Raw genomic sequence first — 23097 nt, forward strand, 5'->3', positions numbered from 1 at the left:
AACGATTTTTATGAATCATTATGAAACTGTTTTCATCTTAAATCCCGTTTTATCTGAAGATCAGATAAAGGAAACAGTAAAGAAATATGAAGATTTTCTTGTTTCTAACGGCGCTAAGATGATAGCTAAAGAAGATTGGGGGCTTAAAAAGTTAGCCTACCCAATACAAAACAAGAAAAGCGGATTTTACCACTTACTTGAGTACACTGTACCAGGAGAAGTTATTGATGCTTTAGAAGTAGAGTTTAGACGCGACGAGCGCTTTATGCGTTATTTAACAGTTAAGTTAGATAAACATGCCGTTGCTTGGGCAGAAAGAAGAAGAGAAAGAAACAAACAAAAAGCTTAATTATGTCATCAATAGAACAACAATCTAAAGGAAAAAAAGACGGAGAAATTAGATATTTAACTCCGCTAAATATCGACACGAACAAGACCAAGAAATATTGTATGTTTCAAAAGTCTGGAATTAAGTATGTTGATTACAAAGACCCAGATTTTTTAATGCGATTTATAAACGAGCAAGGTAAAATTTTACCACGTCGTTTAACAGGAACATCATTAAAGTATCAAAGAAAAGTTGCCGTAGCTGTAAAAAGAGCTCGCCACTTAGCATTAATGCCTTACGTAGGAGATTTATTAAAATAAAATTATCATAACAATGGAACTTATATTAAAACAAGACGTTGAGAATTTAGGATTTAAAGACGATATTGTAACAGTTAAGAACGGTTATGGTAGAAACTTTTTAATTCCGCAAAAGCAAGCAGTTTTAGCTACTACATCTGCTAAAAAAGTATTAGCAGAAAACTTAAAGCAACGTGCTTTTAAAGAAAAGAAAATAGTTGACGACGCTAATAAAGTTGCCGAGTCAATAAAAGCATTAGAAATTAAAATACCAGCTAAAGTAGGTACAGGCGATAAATTATTTGGTTCTGTAAACAATATTGATATTGCTGCTGCTTTAGAAAAAGAAGGGCAATCAATCGATAAAAAGTTTATTACAGTTACAACTGTAAAAAGGCTTGGTAAATATACTGCAGTAGTACGTTTACATAGAGAAGTATCAGTTGATTTAGATTTTGAAGTAATTGCACAAGCAAAATAATTTCAAATTATAAAAATATTATTAAACCGCTTAGATACACTCTAAGCGGTTTTTTTATTGAAAATGAAATAAAATGAAATACAGTAGACTTACAAAAGAACAGTTTGAAGAATTACACCAAGAATTCATTAATTTTTTGGCAACACAATCGGTTACTGCAGATGAATGGGAAAATTTAAAAATTAATAAACCAGAACTTGCCGAAACTGAATTAGATGTTTTTAGTGATTTAATCTGGGAAGGTGCCTTAAATAAAGCCGAATATTTAGAGCATATTTCGCCTCAGCACATGTATTTATTTCATTTAGCAGACAATAAAATGCATGCTATTGTTATTAATTTGAAAAATGACGTGGATATAACCACTAAGGCCGGTTATAATTGGCTTCGCGAAAATTTATTAGATGAAAATGTTGAGTTTTTACAAGCCGATAAAGAGTATACTGAAGATAAAAATTTGGACAAGTTTAAAATGATTGAACAAGGTGCTGTAATTACCAAAGGCGATTTATATAGGTATTTTGATAAGCTTATAAATTAAATTCTATTATTTTTGTCATTGTGTGTTGTCACTCTAGGCACTGCAAAAGTGCATATTAATTTAAAATAGTAAATGGCTCAAAAACCAAGTATTCCAAAAGGCACAAGAGATTTTAATCCAGAGCAAGTCGCAAAACGAAACTATATTTTTGATACCATTCGTGGTGCTTTTGAAACTTTCGGATTTCAACCTATTGAAACCCCAAGTTTTGAAAACTCAAGTACCTTAATGGGGAAATATGGCGATGAAGGAGACCGATTGATTTTTAAGATTTTAAATTCTGGGGATTATTTTAAAGATGTAAAGAAAGAAAAAATTCATTCCTCGATTGAAGCTGGGAATTTTTATCCTATGTATGATGAAATCGTTGAAAGGATTAAAATTCATAATGATTTTGATGAAATCATTAATAAAGTAGTTAGCTATCATTATAAGCATAGTGAAGAGTCTACAAGATTATCAGTAAAAGAAGTTTTAATAAATCATAAAGATGAATTATTAAATTACAAAAACTTGGATGAATTTGGAATTAAAGTCTCAAAGAATAATGCTTTTAGGGAATTTTTGAATAAATTTTATGGAGATATTTTTAACTCAAACGAAGTAGTTAATTTAATATCAGAAAAAGCCCTCCGCTACGACCTAACCGTTCCCTTCGCACGTTACGTCGTACAACATCAAAACGAAATAGAATTCCCGTTTAAACGCTATCAAATACAACCCGTTTGGCGTGCTGATAGACCACAAAAAGGACGTTTTAGAGAGTTTTATCAATGCGATGCCGATGTGGTTGGGAGTAAAAGTCTATGGCAAGAAGTGGAGTTTATCCAATTATATGATACCGTTTTTTCTGCTTTAAAATTAGATGGCGTTACCATTAAAATAAATAATCGAAAAATATTATCCGGAATTACCGAAGTTATCGGTGCTTCAGATAGGTTAATAGACTTTACAGTAGCTTTAGATAAACTTGATAAAATAGGTGAGGAGAAGGTAAAAGCCGAAATGCTTTCTAAAGATATTTCTAAAGAGGGTGTTTCTAAATTACAACCTTTGTTTAGTTTATCGGGTTCTTTTGAATCTCAAATAGACAGTTTAAAAAGTATTTTAGATGCTTCAGAAGACGGGAAAAAAGGTATTGAAGAACTCGCATTTATAAATGAAGCTATTAAAGAATTAGGATTATCTGCAGCCACGTTGCAACTCGACGTGACTTTAGCACGCGGACTTAATTATTATACTGGCGCTATTTTTGAAGTTGCTGCTCCCAAAAACGTAAAAATGGGTTCTATTGGAGGTGGCGGTCGCTACGATGATTTAACAGGTGTTTTTGGAATGCCAAATATGAGTGGCGTAGGTGTTAGCTTTGGTTTAGATAGGATTTATTTAGTACTTGAAGAACTTGGTCTATTTCCAGAAACGGTTAATAAAAATGTTGAGGTGCTCTTTATAAATTTTGGAAAGAAAGAAGCGTTATTCAGTTTAAAAGCTATTAAGCAATTACGTTTAAATGGTATTAATGCTGAATTATATCCCGATGATGCTAAAATGAAAAAGCAAATGAATCACGCTAATAAACGCGAGATTCCATTTGTCGTTTTAGTAGGTGAGGAGGAAATAAACGCCAATGTTTACACCTTAAAAAATATGATTTCTGGTGAGCAAACAAAAGTGCCGTTAGAAACATTAATATCTACAACAAAAAAGTCCTGAAGGTCAGTTCAGGACTTGAAGTGTGTTAAGTTTAAAAGTAGATTTGGGAATTACTAACTAAAACTTACTTAACAAACTATTTTATTAATACTTTTTTAGAAATCTTACCATATTCGGTTTCAATTTTTAAAATGTAGGTTCCTGTTTTCATTTGTGAGGCTTTATACTTTAGGTAATCGTCGTTAGAGTTTATCTTAAATTTAAATAGCGTCTGCCCCAATATGTTTATCATCTCCACAGACTCGATAAGCTGTGCATTGGGGTTGTGCACGATTACATTGCTTTCTTTATTAGAGAAAAATACTTCAATATGGTTATTGCTAATCTCATCGGTACTCAGAGAATGCGATTTTTTAGAGAATGTTATCTCAAAGCGGTTTAAATACTCACCAACAGCTAAGTGTACATCGTATTTGTTTTTTTTCAAATTATGATATATGCTTAATTCTTTATCATGCAAATAGATTTTTTTGTTGTTATGAATATTTTCAAGCTCATCAATTTTAATAGAAGCTAAACCTTCTTGATTAATTTTAATACCTAATGGTAGTATTTGGTTGTCGTTAAAATTGCTTACTGCTTGTATAACAAAGTTTTTGTTGTTGAATATCCAGAATAAATCCTCAACATTGTTTTCAATCAACGGAGCGTCGTAGCCTTTGTCGATACCGTTTGTAGCACTGCTATCTACTCCAACCAATAATTGGCGGTGATAACCCTTGGGAGAATCTAGAATGAGCCTGATTTTTTGTCTGTTGTCGTTAGAATTGTTTTTGGTAGTGCTGGTTTTGTCTTTTTTTCCTTTTAGGAATTGGGAAGGGTCTACTGCTTCTGTTTTAAAGATGCGCTGGCTGTTTTTAAAGGTTACGGATCCGCCTTCGTCGGCAGTAACGAAAAAGCCTTGGCTAACGGGGATGTACTGCTGCGGTACCTTGGTGCCCACTTGTCCCGAGGCATTAATTCTGGTATCTGTAGAAACGGCCTTTATACCCCCTATTAGAGAGTATGTGGCATACCCTCCCTGATACTCACGAAGTACATGGGTATCTCCAGCAAAGTGATCCCAGAAATACAGCGTACCGTTGATAATGTTTGTGGTTGCCCTACCGGCACCATCGCTAATGTTGTCGAGTATAAATTCGTTAGCATCTATAGCAGAAGCATACGGATTACCAATAAGATAATCGTTACCAGCCGATAAGGTTAATGTAATGTCACCATTATTAGGTTTTCCGTTAAATATGTAGTTTTGTTCTTCAGTGAACGATGTAGCACTATTATCTACACCTTTCATGGTGTAACCTTCTCCAGCTAATAGAGTTCCTGTATTTTTTACATGTTGCCACGAGGCATAATCATCAGATAGTTTATTGGCATATTTCCAAATCCAAGTAGAAGCAATACTAATTGGTGTTGTAGCTGGAGATCCAGGCGCACCATTATATCCAGTTACAAAAGTAATAGGTAGAGGCGTAGTAACTACAGACCCGTCGCTGAGTACATCAGGAAGTGTATAGCTATTATTATTACTAGTTGTATTACTTAGACCAACAGGCGAAGACCAATAATTATAAGTATATAAATCTTTAGTACCTTGTTGATCGCGCTCTAGAGTTCCAGCACTAGTAACATCAAGAGAACTCTCAGCTCCTTGTACTAGCTGCGATTCGTTTTGTAAATCAATTTCACCATCTAGCTTTAAATACCAACTATTGTTTAATTCGTTACTGCCGTTTACGGTGAGTTTTGCCCCTGAGTCTATTATTAAGCCTAAAGTGCCATGGCTGTTAGAGGTTGTAATATTATTTTTTATTTTAATAATACTCCAATCTTTATTGGATGTCTCGTTTTCAATATCCCAAACATTACCATGTTGCCATGTGTTTTGTGAGCTCCAATCGCCGTTGTTTGATGTTGTGTAAGGCATTGGAGCTGTTTCCTCTTGAAATGTAGTTATGTTATGTAGCTTTGTGATTCTATTATATATAGAGAAGTCAGATGTTCTGTCATACGATATAATGGTGCTCATTGGATAATAGGCTATAAGACTAGGCCATGCTATTGTTGAATTTGTATTAAAATCTAAAATATCTTTGTTTATAACTTTGCCACTAACTACACCTCCATTATTTTCAATTTCTTGATAAATTATTTTTTGGATTTGGTTTTCGGTAAGATTTGTATCAAAAACCCTTACTTCATCTATATCACCTTTAAAATACTCTCTATTTGTAGTATTCTTTGATGTTCTTCCAATTTCAAAATTTCCATTTGAAGAAGCAGTATTCTGTATAGCTGCACCAGTATTACCTACATTTGTTGAGTTTAACAACTCGCCATCTACGTATATAGACATAATTCCTGTTGTACTAGAGTATGTTCCAGTAATATGATGCCATTCGTTAAAATTAATAGTGCTGCAACTAACTTCTTTTTCTGAATTACCTACTGATTTTATTGTAAATGTTGGAGTGTTTCCATTTTTAAGCCATAATTTACAGCCTGTATCTTCTCCAGCTACAGTCATATTATTTGAGTTGCCTAAATCTGATTTTACCCAAGCCATAATTGTAACTTGGTTTAAGGAATTAATAAATTCAGGGGTAGAAACATAATCATCTATACCATCAAAATCAAGTTTAGATTCTAATATGATAGGATTAATAATGATATCTTCCCCACAGTTTTCTAGTATTTCATTGGTAGTAGAAGGAATTACTATATCATCAACAATATCAATATCTTCAGTACAAGAACCACAAACACTATCAAAACCACCTTCATCATCAATATCATAAAATAAATGTCCGGTAATACTGCCTCCACTTGATAGAATAGCTGAATTTCTTACTATTAGGAACGAATCTAAATCATTACCTATCAAATCATCGTTGTTTAATGTTATATTGTTAATCAGTATTGTTGAATTATTGTATAGTTTAGCAGTACCAAAATTGAGTAAACCATCAATTATCATTAGGGCATCATTAGTATAGTCTGCATTTAAATTCATGTTTGTATGAATGTATGTAGAACACAGATTTTTTAATCCACTAGAGCCACCGCTACTTAAAGAACCAAATAACTCAAATATTCCGCAATTGTCTAAAGATGCGTTTATAGAAGAATTTCCTTGTACATTGATTCTTGAACCTGTATAATTTATAAAATTTGCCTGCCCACCCATATTAAAATCTCCTGAAACATTTAGAATGCCAGCATTGTTAACTGTTGCATCTCCTTGAGGAATGAGAGATCCGTTAATATTGATGGTACCATTAGCACCTACTACGGTATTATTTCCTGCAAATGTTGGAGAATTAGTAAAGTTTACTTCTCCTTCAACTAATAAATTTGAGCCTCCAAAAGATGAAACAGCTCCAGTATATGTTACACTTGGAGCTATATATAATGTTCCTTTGATATTAAAATTTAAATCCCCTGTATAATCTTCAAAAATGCAAATTGATTGTGAACTCCCGTTAGAAGTTGGAGCACTAGTTGGATTACCTAATGAGTCTTTCCAACCTGTAGAAGTGTAGCTATATGTACATGTTGTTGGTTGATTTATTGTGGGGAATGTATTACCATCGCATGTTTGTGCTTGAATTACATATGTAGCAAAAACTAAAATTATAATAAGTAATCTTATTTTCATAAGCAGGTTAATTTAGTTGGGGCTAAATTTTTAACCGTTAATATTTTTTTAAAAAACAAATATAATAATTAATTTTTAAAAATATCGATAAAAAGCAAAAAAAGTCGTTTAAATACGTTTTTAAATGTTTTTAATCATAATTAAAATATAAATACTGTTGTACAGTATTGAGTAATAAAAATTAGTATGCTAAATGATGGCTTAATTTTTATTTTAAAAATGAATAGCTCTTTTTTGTTGTTTAGCTATGCAACACTGTTATTAGTCTAAAATACTTAACTACTTAATTAAAATTGAAGATATTTATTTCGTTTTAAAAGAATAAAACATTATTATATATATGTTAAAAAAATATATACTTCTAATTGTAGTTTTTTCAATTTTTATTTCTTGTAAGAAAGAAGATAAAAGAGTAATTCAAACTAAAACAAAAAATATATCTTATGTCGATCCTTTTATTGGAACTGGAGGTCATGGACATACTTACCCAGGAGCAACGGTTCCTTTTGGTATGTTGCAAGTAACTCCAGTAAATGGTATTAGTAAATGGGATTGGTGTTCAGGTTATCATTATTCTGATTCTATTGCAGTTGGTTTTAGTCATTTAGCCTTGAGCGGAACGGGTATTGGTGATTTGGCTGATATACTTTTTATGCCGATAAATAAAGAAGTTGATTTGTCTCCAACACGGTTTTCTAGAGATTCTTTAAATTATAAATCTAAATACAACCATAAAAACGAAACTGCATCACCAGGCTATTATCAGGTGTTTTTAGAAGATCATAATCTAAATGTCGAATTAACAACAGCATTACGAACAGCATATCATAAATACACTTTTGAAAAAGATGATTTACAATCCGTAGTTATCGATTTAGGATTTGCCATAAATTGGGATAAAGCTTTAAAAACGTCAATTTCAGTTGAAGATGAATATACCATAAGCGGATATCGTTTTAGTACAGGATGGGCAAAAAACCAAAAAGTGTTTTTTGTTGCAAAGTTTTCAAAACCAATAAGTAAGCATCATATCTTTGTAGATGGAAATCGAGTAGAAAACCAAACTTCAGGAGGTAAAAAAACATCAGCTCAATTATTTTTTGATGATAATACATCAACTGAATTATTCGCAAAAGTAGCATTGTCTTCAGTAAGTGTTCAAAACGCTAAAGATAATTTAGAAACAGGCGATTTTAATTTTGAGACTGTTAAAACAAATGCCGAAGAAACCTGGAATAAAGCCTTAACAAAAATTGAAGTTGAGACGCCAATCGATTCCTTAAAAACCATATATTATACCGCTATGTACCACGCTCAAGTAGCACCAGTAACTTTTAGCGATAAAAACGGCCAATTTAGAAAAGAAAATGATGAGATTGTAACTGCTAATAATTATACAGCATATTCAACATTATCACTTTGGGATACGTTTCGGGCAGAACATCCGCTTTTAACACTAACCGCACCAGATAAAGTTTCAGATATTATTAATACCATGTTAGCATATTATGAAACTAAAAAAATATTACCCGTTTGGACACTTTACGCCAATGAAACTAATACTATGACGGGTTACCATTCTATTCCAGTTATTGTTGAAGCATACCTAAAGGGGATTCGTGGTTTTGACCCTGAAAAAGCTTTTGAAGCCATGAAAGCTACCATGATGCAAGATGAGCGTGGATTGAATCATTATAAAAAATACGGTTATATTCCATATAGTTTAATGGACGAATCGGTTACTATAACTTTGGAGTATGCATATGATGATTGGTGTATAGCTCAAATGGCAAAGGCATTAGGTAAAAATGATGATTACGATTTTTTCTTAAATCGTTCTAAAGCCTATCAACATTTATTTGATAATGAAACAGGCTTTATGAGAGGCAAATCGGTTGATGGGAAATCTTGGAATGAACCTTTCGACCCAAAACATTCAAACCACAGAGAACAAACTGATTATACAGAAGGTAACGCCTGGCAACACAGTTGGTTTGTGCCGCATGCTGTTAATGATTTTATAATATTACATGGCAGCAACGAAACCTTTACAAGTAGATTAGAGCAATTATTCACAGAAAGCTCTGAAATTACTGGGGATAATGTTTCTGTTGATATTTCTGGTCTTATTGGGCAATATGCTCATGGTAACGAACCAAGTCATCATATTGCTTATATGTTTAATGATGCAAATAAGCCTTGGCGTACACAATATTGGGTAAGACACATTATCGATACACAATACAATGCCACACCAGTTGGGTTAAGTGGAAATGAGGATTGCGGACAAATGAGTGCTTGGTATGCTTTAAGTTCTATTGGATTATATCCTATGAATCCAGCATCAGCAGAATACGAAATTGGAAGCCCTATTTTTGAGAAATCAACTATTAATATTTCAAAAGGGAAAGCATTTACTATTGAAGCTGAAAACGTTTCAAATAAAAATATTTATATTCAATCTGCAACATTAAATGGTGATGATTTTAACCAAACGTCTATTTCACACAAACAAATTATTAAAGGTGGAACACTACATTTTGTTATGGGAAATCAACCCAATAAAAATTGGGGAATAGCTACTAAATAACAATATAATAACTAACAACCATCACGAATGAATATCATTGATGTATCAATAATTGTAACTTACATTGTATTAACTTTAGGTGTAGGGATTTGGATTTCAAAAAAAGCCTCAAAGGGTTTAGATTCTTATTTTTTAGGAGGAAACAGTATCAAATGGTATTATTTAGGATTGAGTAATGGCTCTGGAATGTTTGATGTTTCGGGAACTGCGTGGATGGTTGGTATTTTGTTTTTATACGGTGCCAAAAGCTTTATGTTTATGTGGATTTGGCCGATTTGGAATCAAATTTTCATCATGATTTTTCTTGCAGCTTGGATTCGGCGTTCTAATATTATGACAGGTTCTGAGTGGATATTAACTCGCTTTGGCGATGATAAATCAGGTAGAGCATCGCACCTTATAGTTGCTATTTTTGCAATAATAGCTTCGGTTGGTTTTATCGCTTATTTTTTTGAAGGTGTGGGTAAATTTATGACTATTATTTTACCGTGGGATTTAACTCTTGCCATGGGAGATAACACCTTGTTGCTCTCTGAACAAAGTTATGCACTAATCATTATTTTTATAACAACTATTTACACCATCAAGGGTGGTATGTTTTCGGTAGTAGCCACCGAAGTTTTACAATATGGCATTATGGTTTTAGCAGGTGTTTTGGTTGTTGTTTATGCGTTTGCAACTATTACCGATGCACAAATAGCTGCTGTTATTCCAGCTGAATGGAATTCTATTTTATTCGGAATGGAACTCGAAGGTTTCTGGGACGAAAAACTTCAAGCCTTTAACGATTTAATAGATTCTCAAGGCTATAAAATGTTTGGTGCTTTTATTGGGATGTCTTTATTTAAAGGCTTTTTTGCAAGTATTGCTGGTCCAACACCAAGCTACGATATGCAACGTATTTTATCAACACGATCGGTTAAAGAGGCAGCTTACATGAGTGGTTTTACTAATTTAGTACTTTTTATTCCAAGATATTTGTTAATTGGCGGTATTGTAGTTATTGGTTTGGTTTTTTTAACCCCAGAAATGAGTGCTTTAAGTAATATTGGGTCTAACGATTTAGAAGTTATCCTCCCTAAAGTTATTAATTTTCATGTTCCAGTAGGAATTAAAGGTTTGTTATTGGCAGGATTGTTGGCAGCATTTATGTCTACTTTTTCAGCTTTTGTAAATTCTGGTCCTGCTTATATTGTTAATGATATTTATAAAAAATATTTTAAACCAGAAGCTACTGCAAAACACTATATAAAAGCGAGCCATATAGCCTCGTTTTCCATAGTAATAGTAGGTGTTATTATGGGCTTTTTCGCAGATTCTATAAACTCGTTAACATTATGGATTACTAGTGCACTTTATGGTGGTTATGTAGCAGCAAACTTTTTAAAATGGGTTTGGTGGCGTTTTAATGGATGGGGATATTTCTGGGGGATGTTATCGGGTTTAATTATTGCAACGCTTCAGTTTTTATTAGACCAAAACAAAGCTAATTTTGAAGTAGGTACTTGGTTATGCGATTTAGCTCAAATCCCAGCAATTTACGTGTTTCCAATCATATTTATTGTATCAGTTTTAGGTTCGTTTTTAGGAACTTGGTTAACCCCAGCTACCACCATGGAAACTTTAAAAAGCTTTTACAGTAATGTAAAACCATGGGGTTGGTGGAGTCCAGTTTATAAAGCTCTTAAGAAAGAAGACCAATCATTCACAAAAAATAATGATTTTGTAAGTGATATGGCGAATTGTTTTATTGGTATAATTTGGCAATCTAGCATGATTTTATTGCCTATTTATTTTATGGTAAGAGACTACCAAAATGCATTATGGGCATTGTTAGTTTTTGCTATAACATCAATTATATTAAAATTCACTTGGTTAAATAAAGTAAAAAAATACAAAAATTAAAATGCAAAACAGACCTTTCCCATGGCAGGATAAACCAGAAAATTGTCAAGATGTTATATGGCGTCATAGTGATAACCCTATTATTAATAGATACGACATTCCTACGTCAAACAGTATTTTTAATAGTGCTGTAGTTCCTTTTAAAGATGGCTATGCAGGTGTTTTTAGATGTGATAATAAAGCAGTTCAGATGAATATTTTTGCTGGTTTTAGTAAAAATGGTGTCGATTGGAGCATTAATCACGAACCTATTAAAATGCAAGTGGGTAATACCAATATGATAGAATCTGATTATAAATACGATCCACGAGTGGTGTTTATTGAAGATCGTTATTGGATAACATGGTGTAATGGTTATCATGGTCCAACTATTGGTATTGCTTATACTTTCAATTTTAAGGAGTTTTTTCAATGCGAAAATGCCTTTTTACCATTTAATAGAAATGGCGTGTTATTTCCGCAGAAAATAAACGGAAAATATGCAATGTTAAGTCGCCCTAGCGATAATGGACATACACCGTTTGGTGATATTTATATTAGTTATAGCCCAGATATGAAATATTGGGGAGAGCATCGTTGTGTGATGAAAGCAACAAATTTTGAAGATAGTGCTTGGCAATGCACAAAAATTGGAGCAGGACCAATACCTATTTTAACAAATGAGGGTTGGTTAATGATTTATCATGGCGTAATAAATACTTGCAACGGGTTTAGATACGCTATGGGAACAGCATTACTAGATGAAAACTCGCCTGATAAAGTAAAATATAGAACACAACCTTATTTACTAGGACCTGCAGAGCAATACGAAATGGTTGGCGATGTGCCAAATGTTGTGTTTCCTTGCGCTGCATTACATGACACAGACGAAGACAAATTAGCCGTTTATTATGGTGCTGCCGATACTGTTGTAGCTTTAGCTTATGGTAAATTAAGTGAAGTTATTCAGTTTACAAAAGATAACAGTTTATAAAAATATAGTGTCATTACGAAGAAGTGAGGCACGAACATCTGAAATAATCTTTTTGAAATAAAAGTGAAAAATCATCATAGCACATATTTAACATTTAGTCTGTTTTTGTTCAGTATAACTTTTTACGCCCAATCCAAAAAAGAGATTATTCCACAAACTTATGTTGCGCATAAAACATCGGAGCTTATAACTATTGATGGAAAAGCTAACGAATCTGATTGGAAAAATGCTAAATGGACTAGTGATTTTATAGATATTGAAAGCGATAAAACACCAAAATATCAAACCCGCGTAAAAATGCTTTGGGATGACAATTATTATTACATTTTTGCAGAAATGAAAGAACCACATGTTTGGGGTGATATAACCCAACGTGATGCTGTTATTTTTTATAATAATGATTTTGAGGTGTTTATTGATACCAATGGCGATACTCATAATTATTACGAATTAGAAATTAATGCCCTTAACACGGTTTGGGATTTGTTTTTAATTAAGCCATATGGAATATCAGGTAGTAGGGTTTTAAACAACTGGGATTATTCAGATTTAAAATCTGCTATTAATATTAAAGGAACACTTAATAATCCAAACGATATAGATAAAGGATGGACTTTAGAAATTGCCATTCCTTTTAAAGATTTTAGAAAATCTCGAAAAAGAAATAATATACCAAGTAATCAGTTTTATCGTGTGAATTTTTCGAGAGTAAATTGGGATTTCGATCTTGAAAACGGAAAGTATTCCAGAAAAAAGAATAAAAAAGGTAGGTTTTTACCAGAGTATAATTGGGTTTGGTCGCCAATGGGTGTAATAAATATGCATAAACCAGAAAAATGGGGTTATGTATATTTTTCTTCCAAAGAAGTTGGTAGCAATGTAACTTTTGAAATCCCAAAAGATGAAAAAATCAAATGGAAATTGTATGAATTATTTCATGCTAATAGGACTTTTCAAACAAAAAATAATCAAAGTGCAAAATCAATTAGTGATTTAGAACATTCTAAAATAATAATTGATGAAAAAGAAATTAATCCAACTATAGAAACCTATAAATTTGGTTGGACAATTTCAGTACAAAGCCCATTTACAAACCATATTTTATCTGTAAAGGAAGATGGCAAGTTTTTAAAAAAAAAATAAATTAAACATATTCAGTTTTAAATTAAAACGATAAGTAAAATGAAATCAATTTGTAAATCAAAACAATTAATAGTGCCTTTAATTTTAATGCTTTTATTTTTAGGATGTTCTAAGTCTGTTGAAAAAAAAGAAGACCCAGTTAAAGTCCTTGTCGAAGATTTAAAAATAATCGGATATGTAGCTGGTTACGAGGATTATGATCCATTTGATCCGTCTAGTGTAGATGCTAATAAACTAACACATATAAATTATGCCTTTGCCAATATAGTAGAAGGAAAGCCAAAATTTGAACTGGAATTAGATTCCATCAAAATTCCAAAAGTAATAGCGCTTAAAAAAAAGAATCCCAACTTAAAAGTTTTATATTCAATTGGCGGGTGGGTTTGGTCTGATAAATTTTCACATACCGCTGCATATCCTGATGCACGCAAGAAATTTGCAAAAGGTTGTGTTAAACTTATGAAGAAACATGGTTTTGATGGCGTAGATTTGGATTGGGAATACCCAGGACAACGCGCTGAGGATAATGCGATTAGATCTTCGGATAAAGAAAACTTCACAATGCTACTTGCCGAAATTAGAAAGCAATTAGATGCAGCTGCTAAAACTGATAATACACATTATTTACTAACCATTGCAACAGGAGCAAATCAAGCCTATATTGATAATACAGATTTAGGGAAAGCACACCAATACCTAGATTTTATAAACATTATGTGTTATGATTATTATCACGGGTGGTATTATCAAACTGGACATCATGCTAATTTATATCCTTCAGATAAAGAGCGTTTTACTGGTAATAGCGGGCAAGAAGCAATTACAAGGCATATTAAAGCTGGAGTTCCTGCAAATAAGCTAATTATGGGTATTCCTTTTTATGGTAGAATGTGGGAAAAAGTTTCAATAGGTAATGGTGGTTTATACGAAAATGCGATGTCTCCTGGAATGATTATTCCGTATTGGGATATTATCGAAAAATTAAAATCTGGTTCATATAAAAAAGAATATGATGAGACTGCAAAAGCTTCTTATTTATGGAATGCAGCCGACAGTATTTTTATTTCTTGGGAAACTCCAAAAGATATCGAATTAAAAGCTAAATACATCAAGCAGAATGGTTTAGGTGGTGCTATGTTTTGGGAGTATAGCTTAGATAAAAATCAGGAATTATTAAATACACTTTATAAAACAATAAAATAAAGGTATTAATTATAATTAAAACTAAAAAAATGAAAACATTGCGAATACCATTAATTTTTGCTTTGCTATTTAGTATGACGGCGTGCAATCAAAATAAAAATGAGCAGAATAATAACACTGATGTTAATGACGAAGAAATAACAATGGCATCAAATGAATCTGCATTTAAATTTGGTACGTGGATAACCTCAAGCAAGAAAAAATCTAATGAAAATTATACCAAAGAATTTAAACGCTATAAAGCAGGAGGAATAGATGAAATATTAATTAACACAGGAACTGACCCTAAAGAGTTAGAGCGATTGGTGCCTATTGCTAAAGCTGAAGGATTAAATGTACATGCGTGGATTATGGCTGTAAATAGACCTGGAGACAAAGAAGCTTTAAAGCACCCAGAATGGTATCAGGTGAGTCGCGAGGGTAAATCATGTTTTGATACGCGTCCTTATGTTGGTTATTATCAGTGGTTGTGCCCAACTAGAGAAGAGTCTCGAAACCATATTTTAGGTTTAGTTGAAGGCTTAGCAAAAGTTGAAGGTATTGAAAGTGTGCATTTAGATTATATTCGTTTTCCAGACATTTTTTTACCTATAGGATTATTGCCTAAATACAATTTGATTCAAGATGTAGAATTACCAGAATACGATTTTTGTTATTGTGATGTTTGTGTAAGTGAGTTTGAGAAAATCCATCATAAAAACCCAAAAGAAAGCAAAAACACAGCTATTGACATGGAGTGGAAAAATTTTAGACTTAATGCTATTAAAGCTTTGGTTGACGATGCTTACAAAATAGTTCATAACAATAATAAAAGACTAACGGCCGCAGTTTTTCCGTACCCTGAAATGGCAGACCATATGGTACGTCAACGTTGGGATAAATGGGATATCGATGAAGTTTACCCAATGATTTATCATAGTTTTTACAACGAAGAAATTGATTGGATTGGATATGCTACTAAGCAAGGTGTCACTGATATAGAAACTGAAAATATAGGATTAAATACAGGAGTTTTCTTACCGCCATTTAAAACAGGAGAAGAGATAAAAAAAGCCATTTTACAAGCTAAAGATAATGGCGCCATTGGTGTAACGTTTTTTGATGGACCTCAATTAACCGATGAATATTTACAAACGATCAAGGAAGTAAAAGCTTCATTTTAATAAGTTATTATGTTAAAAAAAGGTATTCTTTTAATAGTTAGTATTATCCTGTTTTTTAACTGTATACAGCAAAAAGATAAACCTATAACAAAGCTTACCGATTTTGTAAACCCATTTATTGGAACTGATGGTCCGGGAAACACATATCCTGGTTCTACAGTGCCGTTCGGGATGGTTCAGTTGAGTCCAGATATTGGTATTCCGGGTTGGGACAGAATTGCAGGTTATTATTACCAAGACTCCATAATTTCTGGGTTTTCGCATATGCACTTAACGGGTACAGGAGCAGGTGATTTATACGATATTTTAGTAATGCCAACCAATAGTAGGTTTAATAAACGTATTAAAGAAAATAGCTTTAAACCATTTTCTAGTTTTTCACACGATAAAGAAGCAGCATCACCGGGTTATTATACAGTAGACTTGTTAGATTACGGGATTAAAGCTGAGGTTACTGCAACGCAGCGTACAGGTATTCATAAATATACATTTCCTAAGGATAGTTTGTCGCAAATTCATATCGATTTAGGGTATACACTTAATTGGGATGCCCCAACCGATACACATATTAAAGTTGTAAATAATACCACAATTGAAGGATATAGAAAATCTGTAGGTTGGGCAAAAGACCAACGTGTGTATTTTCAGATGCAATTTTCAAAACCATTTGATTCCTATCAATTATACCAAAGTGATACACTAATCAATCGCCCTAAATCAAGTTTGCAAAGTATAGGAGATAAAAAGAAATTAATAAATTCGACTGAATCATCAGAATACCTAAATCTCGATTATCGAGATTCCGCAAAAGCGAAAAACACTAAAATTATTTTAAATTATAATACAGATGAAGATGAAGAAATTGTATTAAAAACAGGACTTTCTACAGCTAATATTGATGGAGCAAAACTGTCATTAAAAAAAGAAGCTTCTCATTTTAATTTTGAAACTTATAAGACACAAGCAGACAGTATTTGGGAAGAACAATTACAAAAAATACATATTGAAACTAAGGATAAAACTAAAAAACATATCTTTTATACCATGCTTTATCAAAGCATGTTAGCGCCAACACTTTTAAGCGATTACAATAATAATTACAAAGGCGCTAACGATACCGTTATGAAAGCTGATGGTTACAACAGGTACGATACTTTTTCGTTGTGGGATACTTACAGAGCAGCACATCCGCTCTATACTATTATGCATCCTGAACGTGTTAGCGACATGATGCAATCGCTATTAGCGCATTATAAAGAAACGGGTCTGCTTCCTGTTTGGTCTATGCAAGGAAACGAAACTAATATGATGATTGGTTACCACGCTATTCCTGTAATTGTTGATGCTTATTTTAAAGGTATTGATTTTGATGCACAATTAGCTTTTGAAGCTTGTAAAGCAAGTGCTATGGATGATAATAGGCAAATAGATGTTTATAAAAAATTAGGCTTTATTCCTGTTGATGAAGCACATGAAAACTGGTCGGTTTCAAAAACTTTAGAATACGCTTTTGGCGATTGGTGTGTAGCACAATTTGCTAAGGCATTAAATAAAACTGATGATTATGAATATTTTTTAAAGCGATCTAAAAACTGGAAAAATATGTACGATGAAAAGAGCAGTTTTATGCGCCCGAAATTAGAAGATGGTACATTTGTAAAAGATTTTATTCCAAAAGATTATTCTGCTTATTTCTGCGAAAGCAATGCATGGCAATACTTTTGGTCGGTTCAGCATGATGTAAACGGACTTATAAAAACGGTTGGTGGTAACGAACGGTTTGAGCAAAAATTAGACTCAATGTTTACGCTATATCCATTACCAACTGATAAATTACCTATTTTCAGTACAGGCATGATTGGACAGTACGCACACGGCAACGAACCAAGTCACCACGTTGGATATTTGTATAACTACATTGATAAGCCATGGAAAACTCAAAAAATTATTCGAGACATTCTAAATACACAATATAAAAATGAACCTAATGGGCATTGTGGAAATGAAGATTGCGGGCAAATGTCGTCGTGGTATATTTTTAGTAGTTTAGGGTTTTATCCTGTTAATCCAGCAGAAGGATTATATCAATTTGGTTCGCCTATTTTTGATGAAACTACGATTAATTTAGAAAATGGTAATCAATTTAAAATTGAAACCATTAACAACTCTAAATCAAGTAAATATATAGAGTCTATTACCTTAAACGGAGAAACCATTAATAGAAATTATATAACACATAAAGAGATAATAAATGGCGGAACACTTGTTTTTAAAATGAGTGATTCTCCGAGAAAATAATTTTTAAATATGAAATTAAAAGTATTATTAATAGTTGCATTAAGCCTTGTTATTTTTAGTTGTAATACTAATGAAACTAAAGTGTTTACTGAAAGTGATATTCAAGTGATTCCAAAACCTGAAACTTTAAAACTAAAAGAAGGACATTTTAAGTTTACCGAAAACACCGTGTTTTATGTTACAGATGATATACAACTGAGAGCTTCTCAAATTTTAATTGATAGGTTTAAAACTGCTCAAGGTTGGGATTTAAAAACAGTTAAAACACAACCTAAATCAAATTTTATTCAATTTAAAACTTCTGAAAATATTGGTAAAGAAGCTTATAAATTAATAGTAGAAAACGATGTGATAACCATCGAATCAAAAGGTTATAATGGGCTGCTGTACGCCATACAAACGCTTAGACAATTATTACCAACAGCTATTGAATCTCAAACTAAAGTAGCAGATATTAATTGGGTAATTCCAAATTTAGAAATCACTGATAAACCACGTTTTCAATGGCGAGGTTTAATGCTAGATGTGTCGCGTCATTTCTTTCAAAAGGAATACATTAAAAAAACAATTGATCGTTTAGCATATCATAAAATGAACACTTTACATTTACATTTGGTAGATGATCAAGGCTGGCGAATTGAGATTAAAAAATATCCTAAATTAACCGAAGTAGGTGCTTTTAGAGTAGATCAAGAAGATAAACCATGGAACGGGAGATACACGCCAGAATTAGATGAAAAAGCAACTTATGGTGGTTTTTATACCCAAGAAGACATTAAAGAAATTGTAGCTTATGCAGAAAGTCGTGGTGTTACTGTTGTACCAGAAATTGAAATGCCTGCTCATGTTACAAGTGCTATTGCTTCGTATCCTGAATTTTCGTGTTTAGAAAAACCAGTGCCTGTGCCATCGGGTGGTTTATGGCCAATAACTGATATTTATTGCGCTGGGAAAGAATCAACTTTTGAGTTTTTAGAAGATGTTTTAGTTGAAGTTATGGCATTATTTCCCTCAAAATATATACATGTTGGAGGAGATGAAGCTACCAAAACCAATTGGAAAACATGCGCACATTGTAAAAAGCGTATGAAAGATGAGAAGCTTAAATCTGTTGAGGAGTTACAAAGCTATTTCATAAAACGTATGGAACGTTTTATAAGTTCAAAAGGAAGAGTGCTTATTGGCTGGGATGAAATTTTAGAAGGCGGATTAGCTCCAGGAGCAACCGTTATGAGTTGGCGTGGTGTAAAAGGTGGATTAGAAGCTTCTGAGCAAGGACACGATGTGGTAATGACACCAGGGTCACATTGTTATTTTGATCATTATCAAGGGCCAATGGATACTGAACCTAAAGCTTGGGGCGGATACTCGCCAGTAAGTAAAGTGTATCAATTTGATCCAATTGTTGATACTATGAGCGATGAACAAGCAAAACATGTTTTAGGTGGGCAAGCTAACTTATGGTCTGAGTACGTAACTACCGAATCGCATTCTGAATATATGATTTATCCTAGAATAGCGGCTTTATCCGAAGCACTTTGGAGTCCTAAACCGAGTAGAAATTGGGTTAATTTTTCGTCTCGATTAGAAAATCTTTTTAAGCGTTACGAACACCAAAATATAAATTATGCTAAAAGTGCATATACGATTACTTCTGAAACTGAAGTTAATGATTCAATGAATACAATTTCTGTAGCTTTAAAAAATGAGTTTCCTGTGGCAGATATTCGTTATGTTTTAAATGAATCATCACTTGACGAAGCTGCAATTAAGTATACTAAACCAATCGAAATTAATTCAACGTCAACTATTAAAGCCTCACTTTTTAAAGATAATAAACCAGTAGGGAAAGTGTTTGAGAAAACATTTAATTACCATAAAGCAGTGGGCAAAAAGGTTATTTACAATATAAAATATCATGACAGCTATAAGGGTAAAGAAGCTTCAAATATGGTAAATATTGTACGAGGAACTAAAAATTTTCATGACGGCCAATGGCAAGCGTGGTTAGTTAAAGACATGGACTTAACCATAGATTTGGATGAGTTAACTGATGTATCTTCTGTTTCAGTTGGAACTATGGAAAGCCAAGGACCAAGTATTTATTTTCCAACACAAGTAGAAGTCTTATTATCAAATGATGGAAAAACATTCTCTAGTGTAGGAAAAATAGACAGGCCGTTTGAGAGTAATGCTAACATAATTCTTAAAGATTTTGTTATTGGTTTTGATACTCAAAAAGCCCAATTTATTAGAGTAAAAGCTAAGAATTTAGGAAAAACAGAAAGAGGAGGTGCTACTTGGATTTTTATTGATGAAATAATTGTACAGTAAAACCTTTTATTTGGCTACAGTATAGCGTTGCTGGTCGAATTTATTTTGATTAACTTAGTGTGATAATTAAATTGTATTCTGTTAACATAAATTATCAAAACAATGGCAAAAGGAAAGAAAAAGAATAGTGGTTTTGTTTTAGTGTTATATTTTTTAGTGCCATTTGCCATTGTACTATTTTTAAAGTATAGTTTTTCAAATTCTAATAATTCTTATCAAGCCATAGGTGAAACTAATTCTGGAAACCAACATAGTACAGATTTAGCTGCAAAGGCAAATAACCTACCTGAAAAGGTAGATTATATATTTGATGTAAAACCAATTTTATCAGATCGCTGTTATTTATGTCATGGTCCTGATGAAGGAACTCGCGAGGCAGGACTAAGACTAGATACTAAAGAAGGCGCTTTTAAAGCAATAGGCAAAAATTTAGATAGATATGCCATTGTGGCTGGGAAACCAGAAGAAAGTGCGTTGGTAAGTAAAATTACAAACACAGATCTGCAAAAAGTGATGCCTCCACCAAGTTCAAACTTATCGCTCACTGAATATGAAAAGCAAGTTTTAATTAAATGGATAGAACAAGGTGCAGAATGGAAAACACACTGGTCTTTTGTGCCTCCAATAAAACCAGAATTACCTAAAATAGCAACTCAAGATTGGGTTTCAAATTCTATTGATTATTTTATAGCCAAACGGTTAGAGCAAAAGAACTTAAAGCCATCTGAAGAAGCTTCAAAAGAGCAACTTATTAGAAGAGTTTATTTCGACCTTACAGGGCTTCCACCATCAATAGAAGATATTGATGCTTTTTTAAATGATAAAGATACCAACGCCTATGAGAAAGTAGTTGATAAACTACTAGCATCTAGTTCTTATGGCGAACGTATGGCATCAACGTGGTTAGATGTATCTAGGTATGCCGATACACATGGTTACCAAGATGATTTAGAACGTATTATGTGGCCATGGCGAGATTGGGTAATTAGCGCTTTTAACAGAAATATTCCTTATGATAAATTTATCAAGTGGCAATTGGCTGGCGATTTATTACCAAACCCATCACCAGAACAAATAGTAGCAACAGCATTTAACAGAAATCATAAAATCACTCAAGAAGGTGGTGTTATTGATGAAGAATACCGTGTGGAATATGTAATGGACAGAGCTAATACAACAGCTAAAGCAATATTGGGTATAACCATGGAATGTGCTAGATGCCACGACCATAAATACGATCCTATTTCTATGAAAGAATTTTATGGTTTCTACGCGTTTTTTAATAAAGTAGATGAAAAAGGGCGAATAGATTATGGTGAACTCCCTGAACCAAATATAAAAATCACAAAAAAGGAAGTCGAAGAGACATTATCATTCATAAACTTACCAGATTCTATAAAAGAGGTTAAGCTTATGGTGATGAAAGATAATGCTCCAGATAGAAAAACCTATACGCTAAGACGTGGGCAATATGATGCACCAGATCAAGAAGTTACTTTAGATACGCCTGAATTCATTTTAGAGTATTCAGATTCGCTTCCAAAGAACAGGTTAGGACTTGCTAAATGGCTTTTTCATAAAGATAATTCGCTAACAGCTAGAGTTGCAGTAAATCGTATGTGGCAGGATATTTTTGGAGTTGGTATTGTTTCTACTTCTGAAGATTTTGGAAACCAAGGGGCATTACCGTCACATCCAGAATTGTTAGATTGGTTGGCAGTAACTTTTAGAGAAGAAGGTTGGGATATGAAGAAAATGTACAAACGCTTAGTTATGTCTAGTACATACAAACAAACCTCTAAACTATCGCCACAATTATTAGAGTTAGACCCAGATAATGTATTGTTAGCAAGATATTCTAGAAGCAAACTAACTGCAGAAATGGTTCGTGATAATGCTTTAGCAGTTAGTGGTTTGTTAGTAGATAAAATAGGTGGGCCAAGTGTAAAACCATACCAGCCACCAGGACTATGGCAAGAAACTACTGGCGGTGGCGGTGGAAGTACAGCAAAATATATTCCTGATACAGGTGAGAATTTATACAGACGAAGTTTATATACCTTTTGGAAACGTACTGTGCCACCACCTGCAATGATGACTTTTGATGCACCAACAAGAGATTTTTGCGAAGTAAAACGCCAAAAAACAAGTACACCATTACAAGCGTTAGTTATGCTTAATGATCCTCAACTTATTGAAGCTGCTGAACATTTAGCTAAAAACACATTAAAAGAAGATAATTTGTCTCAAGACGAAAGAATAAAATTGATATTTAGAAAAATAACCTCTCGTTTTCCAACCCAAGAGGAGTTAGATAAATTTACACAATACGTAGAAACTGTTGAAAATGATTTTGAAAGTAACCCAGATATAGATAAAACTGAAATTACTTCAAAAACAGAATATGCATATACATTGCTATCAAGTTTAATTTTTAATCTAGACGAGGTTATTATTAAAGGATAAAA

Annotated in this window: 15 protein-coding genes; 14 read left to right on the top strand and 1 reads right to left on the bottom strand. The window is 32.9% G+C overall.

Annotated elements, in window-relative coordinates; all coding sequences use genetic code 11:
• Positions 1-10 precede the first annotated feature (10 nt).
• The 5 genes from rpsF to hisS all read left to right on the top strand — a co-directional run bounded on the left by rpsF (position 11) and on the right by hisS (position 3362).
• Positions 11-349, top strand: a complete 339-nt coding sequence (gene rpsF / locus L3X37_RS05550; protein WP_237239178.1) for a 30S ribosomal protein S6 — start codon at positions 11-13, stop codon at positions 347-349.
• Positions 349-648, top strand: a complete 300-nt coding sequence (rpsR, locus tag L3X37_RS05555) for a 30S ribosomal protein S18 (protein ID WP_172625923.1) — start codon at positions 349-351, stop codon at positions 646-648. Before rpsF ends, rpsR begins: the two co-directional genes overlap by 1 nt.
• 13 nt (positions 649-661) lie before the next feature.
• Positions 662-1108, top strand: a complete 447-nt coding sequence (rplI, locus tag L3X37_RS05560; RefSeq protein WP_237239179.1) for a 50S ribosomal protein L9 — start codon at positions 662-664, stop codon at positions 1106-1108.
• A 73-nt stretch (positions 1109-1181) separates the two neighbouring features.
• Complete coding sequence (locus L3X37_RS05565) at positions 1182-1649, top strand: DUF6495 family protein (RefSeq protein WP_237239180.1); 468 nt, start codon at positions 1182-1184, stop codon at positions 1647-1649.
• 72 nt (positions 1650-1721) lie between these two features.
• On the top strand, positions 1722-3362 hold the full coding sequence (gene hisS, locus L3X37_RS05570; protein ID WP_237239181.1) for a histidine--tRNA ligase: 1641 nt from the start codon (positions 1722-1724) through the stop codon (positions 3360-3362).
• A 76-nt stretch (positions 3363-3438) separates the two neighbouring features.
• On the opposite strand, the gene L3X37_RS05575 is transcribed toward hisS, so the two are convergent.
• Positions 3439-7020: a RemA C-terminal-like gliding motility protein gene (locus L3X37_RS05575; protein WP_237239182.1), complete on the bottom strand. Its 3582-nt coding sequence runs from the start codon at positions 7018-7020 to the stop codon at positions 3439-3441.
• Between the two features lie 340 nt (positions 7021-7360).
• On the opposite strand from L3X37_RS05575, the gene L3X37_RS05580 reads away from it, so the two are divergent.
• The 9 genes from L3X37_RS05580 (at position 7361) to L3X37_RS05620 (ending at position 23095) form a co-directional block, all read left to right on the top strand.
• Positions 7361-9610, top strand: a complete 2250-nt coding sequence (locus tag L3X37_RS05580; RefSeq protein WP_237239183.1) for a GH92 family glycosyl hydrolase — start codon at positions 7361-7363, stop codon at positions 9608-9610.
• Between the two features lie 27 nt (positions 9611-9637).
• The gene (locus L3X37_RS05585; RefSeq protein ID WP_237239184.1) at positions 9638-11515 is read left to right on the top strand and encodes a sodium:solute symporter family protein; all 1878 of its coding nucleotides are present in this window, start codon (positions 9638-9640) and stop codon (positions 11513-11515) included.
• 1 nt (position 11516) lies between these two features.
• Positions 11517-12488: a glycoside hydrolase family 130 protein gene (locus L3X37_RS05590; RefSeq protein ID WP_237239185.1), complete on the top strand. Its 972-nt coding sequence runs from the start codon at positions 11517-11519 to the stop codon at positions 12486-12488.
• 63 nt (positions 12489-12551) lie between these two features.
• Positions 12552-13631, top strand: a complete 1080-nt coding sequence (locus L3X37_RS05595) for a carbohydrate-binding family 9-like protein (RefSeq protein ID WP_237239186.1) — start codon at positions 12552-12554, stop codon at positions 13629-13631.
• 39 nt (positions 13632-13670) lie between these two features.
• Entirely contained in the window at positions 13671-14834 is a 1164-nt protein-coding gene (locus tag L3X37_RS05600; RefSeq protein ID WP_237239187.1) for a glycoside hydrolase family 18 protein, read from the top strand.
• A gap of 29 nt (positions 14835-14863) precedes the next feature.
• Complete coding sequence (locus tag L3X37_RS05605) at positions 14864-15997, top strand: putative glycoside hydrolase (protein WP_237239188.1); 1134 nt, start codon at positions 14864-14866, stop codon at positions 15995-15997.
• Between the two features lie 9 nt (positions 15998-16006).
• Entirely contained in the window at positions 16007-18295 is a 2289-nt protein-coding gene (locus L3X37_RS05610) for a GH92 family glycosyl hydrolase (protein WP_237239189.1), read from the top strand.
• 9 nt (positions 18296-18304) lie between these two features.
• Positions 18305-20629, top strand: a complete 2325-nt coding sequence (locus L3X37_RS05615) for a glycoside hydrolase family 20 protein (protein ID WP_237239190.1) — start codon at positions 18305-18307, stop codon at positions 20627-20629.
• Between the two features lie 102 nt (positions 20630-20731).
• Positions 20732-23095, top strand: coding sequence for a PSD1 and planctomycete cytochrome C domain-containing protein (locus tag L3X37_RS05620; protein ID WP_237239191.1), 2364 nt, complete (start codon positions 20732-20734; stop codon positions 23093-23095).
• Positions 23096-23097 lie beyond the last annotated feature (2 nt).

The organism is Wocania arenilitoris (assembly GCF_021728535.1).
GTDB classification, from domain to species: Bacteria; Bacteroidota; Bacteroidia; order Flavobacteriales; family Flavobacteriaceae; genus Wocania_A; species Wocania_A arenilitoris.

Excerpts from the sequence above, each read along its gene's own strand:
- rpsF (WP_237239178.1), top strand. The coding sequence starts at position 11 with ATGAATCATTATGAAACTGTTTTCATCTTAAATCCCGTTTTATCTGAA.
- rplI (WP_237239179.1), top strand. The coding sequence starts at position 662 with ATGGAACTTATATTAAAACAAGACGTTGAGAATTTAGGATTTAAAGAC.
- L3X37_RS05565 (WP_237239180.1), top strand. The coding sequence starts at position 1,182 with ATGAAATACAGTAGACTTACAAAAGAACAGTTTGAAGAATTACACCAA.
- hisS (WP_237239181.1), top strand. The coding sequence starts at position 1,722 with ATGGCTCAAAAACCAAGTATTCCAAAAGGCACAAGAGATTTTAATCCA.
- L3X37_RS05575 (WP_237239182.1), bottom strand. The coding sequence starts at position 7,020 with ATGAAAATAAGATTACTTATTATAATTTTAGTTTTTGCTACATATGTA.
- L3X37_RS05580 (WP_237239183.1), top strand. The coding sequence starts at position 7,361 with ATGTTAAAAAAATATATACTTCTAATTGTAGTTTTTTCAATTTTTATT.
- L3X37_RS05585 (WP_237239184.1), top strand. The coding sequence starts at position 9,638 with ATGAATATCATTGATGTATCAATAATTGTAACTTACATTGTATTAACT.
- L3X37_RS05590 (WP_237239185.1), top strand. The coding sequence starts at position 11,517 with ATGCAAAACAGACCTTTCCCATGGCAGGATAAACCAGAAAATTGTCAA.
- L3X37_RS05600 (WP_237239187.1), top strand. The coding sequence starts at position 13,671 with ATGAAATCAATTTGTAAATCAAAACAATTAATAGTGCCTTTAATTTTA.
- L3X37_RS05605 (WP_237239188.1), top strand. The coding sequence starts at position 14,864 with ATGAAAACATTGCGAATACCATTAATTTTTGCTTTGCTATTTAGTATG.
- L3X37_RS05610 (WP_237239189.1), top strand. The coding sequence starts at position 16,007 with ATGTTAAAAAAAGGTATTCTTTTAATAGTTAGTATTATCCTGTTTTTT.
- L3X37_RS05615 (WP_237239190.1), top strand. The coding sequence starts at position 18,305 with ATGAAATTAAAAGTATTATTAATAGTTGCATTAAGCCTTGTTATTTTT.
- L3X37_RS05620 (WP_237239191.1), top strand. The coding sequence starts at position 20,732 with ATGGCAAAAGGAAAGAAAAAGAATAGTGGTTTTGTTTTAGTGTTATAT.